The sequence below is a fragment of the Halochromatium sp. genome (assembly GCF_054919635.1).
In genome coordinates this window covers 1-4,229 of sequence record NZ_JBUDPI010000325.1, presented here as the reverse complement: position 1 = coordinate 4,229, position 4,229 = coordinate 1, and the positions used below count along the sequence as shown (strand labels likewise).

General features: G+C 66.0%; 3 protein-coding genes. 1 reads left to right on the top strand and 2 read right to left on the bottom strand.

All coding sequences use genetic code 11. The features are described from left to right. Both ACY693_RS15865 and ACY693_RS15860 read right to left on the bottom strand, forming a co-directional pair. The coding region (locus tag ACY693_RS15865; protein ID WP_462322784.1) for a DUF58 domain-containing protein at positions 1-705 on the bottom strand (705 nt) is incomplete at its 3' end. A 57-nt stretch (positions 706-762) separates the two neighbouring features. Then, positions 763-1,764 carry an AAA family ATPase gene (locus tag ACY693_RS15860; RefSeq protein WP_462322783.1) on the bottom strand — a complete coding sequence of 334 codons (1,002 nt, stop codon included), beginning with the start codon at positions 1,762-1,764 and terminating at the stop codon, positions 763-765. Positions 1,765-2,044: 280 nt separating this feature from the next. Here ACY693_RS15860 and speA point away from each other — a divergent pair, with 280 nt between their 5' ends. Next, positions 2,045-3,973, top strand: a complete 1,929-nt coding sequence (gene speA, locus ACY693_RS15855; protein ID WP_462322782.1) for a biosynthetic arginine decarboxylase — start codon at positions 2,045-2,047, stop codon at positions 3,971-3,973. The last annotated feature ends 256 nt before the right edge of the window (positions 3,974-4,229 follow it).

Genomic DNA, 4,229 nt, shown 5'->3' with positions numbered 1-4,229 from the left:
ACTGCCCGGATCGCTCGGCTCGTCGGCTAGCTGATTGCCCAGCCCATCGGACGCCGAAGAAGCGGCTTGGGCTTGGTCATCCCCACTAGACCAAGGAGCGACGCGAGCACCCGGATCGCCATGGCGCTCAGAGGTTAGATCAGCAATCGCGCGGTCGCCTTCCGGCCGAGCCTCGTTCAACACCCACTCCGGCGCCCCAGCCTGGACCAGGGCGCGAACTAGTCGCATCTGGCCGCGGCGTCCGCCAGCAGGCGCCAGCTCCTGATGCTGGTTGGCCGCGGCACCGGCAAACAGCAGGGCACCGATGCGATCGCCATGGCCGATCGCGGCCCAGCCGATCAAGGCCGCAAGCCGTGCTGCCTGGACCGATTTGAAGACCCCCTGGGAGGCAAAGAACAGGCTGGCGCTGAAATCAACCAGCACCACCACCGGGCGCTCGCGCTCCTCATCGAAGACCTTCACATGCGCATGCCCACTGCGCGCGGTGATGCGCCAGTCCATATTGCGAATGTCGTCGCCGGGCTGATAGTGGCGCGACTCACGATAATCCATGCCACGACCATGGAAGCGTGAGCGATGCGCACCGGCCAGCGCCGAGCGCGCAGCCTGCGTTCGCGCCGGACGCAAGCGCTCGCCCGAGGCCCGCAAGGCCACGAGCTCGTCCGCGTCGACGCGATAAAGACGCTCGTCGTCACTCAGGCTCATCAACAGCACTCCTAACGCCCGTTGCGATTCCGATCAGAGTCCGGTCAGCTGCATCCGTCAAACCATGGGCACGCGACGGATCAGCCGCGCGACCAGCGCATCGGGCGTCAACCCCTCGGTCTCAGCGGCGTAGCTGAGCAGAATGCGGTGCCGCAGCACATCGTACGCGACCGCGTGACAATCATCGGGCGTCACATAATCGCCACCGCGCAGCCAGGCCCGTGCGCGCGCGCAGCGATCCAGCGCGATGGTTGCGCGCGGACTGGCACCATAATCGATCATGCGCTCAAGGCCAGCGTCATAGAAGGCCGGATCGCGCGTCGCCAAGACCAGCTGCACCAGGTATTCCTCGAGATTGTCGGCCATGTGCAACGCCATCACTTCCGCACGCGCATCGAACACCTCCTCGCGACTGATCACCGGCGCCGCGCTATGGCGCTCATGTAATTGGCCGCGCGCCTCGGCACGGGCGATCTCGAGGATGCTGCGCTCGGTCTTCGGGTCCGGATAGCCGACCCGCACATGCATCAGGAATCGGTCCAGCTGTGCCTCTGGCAACGGATAGGTGCCTTCCTGCTCGATCGGGTTCTGGGTCGCCATCACCAGGAACGGCGCCGGCAGCGGATAGGTCCGCCCGCCAACGGTAATCTGGCGCTCGCCCATGGCCTCCAGCAGCGCCGACTGGACCTTGGCTGGCGCCCGGTTGACCTCATCGGCCAACACCAGGTTATGGAACAGCGGTCCGCGCTGGAACTGGAACTCACCGGTCTCGGGCCGATAGACATCGGTGCCGGTCAGGTCACCCGGCAGCAGGTCTGGCGTGAACTGCACGCGCTGGAAATCCCCTTCGATGCGCAGCGCGAGCTCCTTGATCGCGGTGGTCTTGGCGAGGCCCGGCGCCCCTTCCACCAATAGGTGCCCGTCGGCTAGCAGCGCGATCAGCAACCGCTCGATCAGCGCATCCTGGCCGACGATCCGCGCACCGAGGTCGCTGCGCACTTGGTCGAACACCTGCTGTGCCGCAGTAGGTTGCGCGGACGCCGCGTCGTTCATCGCCATCGCCTGTTCTCCTGCCACTGAACATGTTAAGCCTATCGGCTCATGAGGATATCGGCTCGGCCGTTACCGACACCGTAACCGCAGATTACAAACCGTTAAGGATGTGGGGATGCACAACCCGCATGCACGCCTTGGTCGATAACGACTCAAGCCTACACGCGGGCGAGACGACGTGCCGACCCTTGCACATGCCCTTGCGAGCAAGGCCGAAGACAATGCCTGCAGACCAGGCCGACGTCGGTGATACCATCGATGCGCCTGCACGACTTGGAGCTTGACCATGGCCACCGTTGATCCCCGCTGCGATCTCATCTACGCCATCGAGCGCTGGGGTGAGGGCTATTTCGAGATCGGCCCCAATGGCCACCTGCATGCCCGCCCGCTCCCCGCTGCCGAGACGCGCATCGACCTGGTCCAGCTCTCCGAGCGGCTGCGCGATGCCGGTCTCTCGCTGCCCGTGCTGGTGCGCTTCGATGACATCCTGCGCCATCGCGTGCATCGTCTCCAACAGGCCTTCGCCGCAGCCATGCAGGCACAGGATTATCAAGGCGCCTATCGCCCAGTCTATCCAATCAAGGTCAACCAGCAGCGCAGCGTGGTGCGAGCCTTGCTCAGCGCTGGAGGTCTTGGGCTCGAGGCGGGCAGTAAGCCGGAGCTCATGGCCGTGCTCGCGTTGGTGCCGCCCGGCGAGCCGGTCATCTGCAACGGTTATAAGGATCGCGAATACATCCGGTTGGCGTTGATCGGCCGGCGTCTGGGGCTCGATGTCTATATCGTCATCGAGAAGCCCTCCGAGCTCGGGCTAGTGCTCGACGAGGCCGAACGGCTCGGGGTCGAGCCAGCGATCGGCGTGCGCATCCGCCTCGCCGCAGCGGCAGCCGGCAATTGGCAGAACAGCGGCGGCGATAAGGCCAAGTTCGGGCTTTCGGCGAGCCAGCTGCTGGCACTGGTTGAGCGCCTGCGCGCAGCGCAGAGGCTACCCTGGCTGCAGCTGCTGCATGCCCATCTGGGCTCACAGATCCCAAGCCTCGACGATATCCGCGCCGGCGTCACCGAGCTCGGGCAGTTCTACGCAGCCCTGCATGCCCTCGGCGCCCAGCCTCGCATTCTCGATCTCGGCGGCGGCCTCGGCGTCGACTACGAGGGCAGCCGCACCCGCGCCTATTGCTCGATGAACTACCGCGCCGAAGACTACGCCGAGGCCATCGTCAGCACCTTGGCCGGCGTCTGTGCCGAGCACGCACTGCCTGAGCCGGACCTGATCACCGAATCTGGCCGCGCCCTCACGGCCCATCACGCGATCCTGATCACTGATGTCGTCGATCGCGAGCGGGCCAGCGATGAGATCTCCGCCAGCACAACGAGCCTGGCGCTCGATTCGGCTGCCGGGGCACCGCTCGCGACATCCGAAGCCGAGCTACAGCGCCTCGAGCAAGCCCTGCGCGATGCCACCGAGGCCCCGGCGCTGGCCGTTTATGAAGAGGCCGACACCGCGGTTCGGGCCCTGCGCCAACGCTTCGCCGCCGGGCAGCTCGGTCAGTCCGGCCTCAAGGCCCGCGCCCGCGCCGATGAGCTGTTCATCAACTGCTGCCGCGCCCTGCGCCCGCGGCTCTCACACGCCAACCGCCGCCAACGCGAGGTGCTGGAGCAGATCGATGCCCAGCTTGCCGACAAGCTGTTCTGCAACTTCTCACTGTTCCAGTCGCTGCCCGATGTCTGGGCCATCGACCAGATCTTCCCGATCTGCCCGCTGCAACGGCTCGACGAGGCACCGACCGAACGCGGGGTGGTCCACGACCTGACCTGTGACTCCGACGGCTGCATCGCGCACTATGTCGACCAAGACGGGATCGAGGCCAGCCTGCCTGTCCATGCCTTCGATCCGCAAGGCGAGGCCTATCTGCTCGGCTTCTTTCTGGTCGGCGCCTCTCAAGAGATCCTGGGCGACATGCACAACCTCTTCGGCGATACCGACGCAGTCGCGATCGAGCTCGACGCCGACCAGCCCGAGGGCTGGCGGCTGCTCGAGCTCGAGCATGGCGACTCTGCCGATGAGCTGTTGGCCACGGTCCACTTCGAGCCGCGCGCCCTGCTGGCCCAATACCGCCGCCGGCTCGACACTGCCGAGCTCGATCGCGAGACCCGCGAGCAACTCTACTCCGAGCTCAAGGCCGGGCTCTATGGCTACACCTATCTTGGACGGCTCTAGCCGTCCAGAGCGCGGCCAGCCGTTGCCGAGCCGTTGCCGAGCTGGGGTGCTGTCAAAGAAGGCCACACGCAACGGGCCAGACGCCATCTTGGACCTGGAAGCCAGCCGCGGGAACAGCTCAGGGCAACAGCCACTCGAGCACCCGGATCAGGCTCACCACCGCGCCGACGGCGCCAACCACCCAGAGGGTCTGACGGTGGATCGCCGTGCGCAGGCTGGCCTCAGTGGCCTCGACCTCGACGCGAACCTGCTCAAG